The organism is Arthrobacter sp. Y3223164 (assembly GCF_059091005.1).
Map to the genome: position 1 here is coordinate 1 of NZ_JBNHGF010000774.1, position 625 is coordinate 625.

At 71.5% G+C, this 625-nt stretch carries 1 protein-coding gene; it reads right to left on the minus strand.

Annotated elements, in window-relative coordinates; translation table 11 throughout:
* A partial coding sequence (locus AC5RUJ_RS17940) for a PspC domain-containing protein (RefSeq protein WP_494156478.1) occupies window positions 1–625 on the minus strand: 625 nt, incomplete at both ends.

Below are 625 nucleotides of genomic sequence, written 5' to 3' on the forward strand. Positions count from 1 at the left end.
GTTGCCGTATCCGGTCGCGGAAGCCGGCGTCGAACCGTAGGCGGCGCCGGTGGTTCCGGTGGTTCCGGTGGTGCCGGGGGCGCCGTAGTAGGCGGAGGTACCGCTGCCGGTGGCCGGCGCAGGCGGGAAGCCGTCCGCTCCGGTCGGTGCCGAATCCGGTGCGCCTGCCTTGTTGCGCGTGGCGAGCCAGTAGATGAAGAACCCCACCGCGCCCAGCCAGATCACGGCCCAGACGAAGCCGCCGAAGCCCCAGCCGCCGTCGTTGTTGAACCCGAAGATCCAGCTGAACGGGCGGCTGAACACGCCGAGGGCCGTGAAGATCACCGCGCCGGTCATGCCTGCCGTCCAGTTGCTGCGGCCGGCTTCTTCCGCATGGATCCGGCCGTCCGGCTCGGGCAGCAGGGCCCAGGCCACGCCGTAGAGCAGCACGCCGATGCCGCCGAAGACGGCGAGCAGGATGAACAGCCCGCGGACCAGGATCGGGTCCAGCCCGATCCGGTGCGCGACGCCGGAGGCTACCCCGCCAATCCAGCGGTCCTGCCCGCGGGAAACGCCGAGGTTGCGGAACCAGCTGAAGAACGCGTTGCTGTGCGCCGGGAAGCCGGCGGCGGGCGGCGGGGGGTAA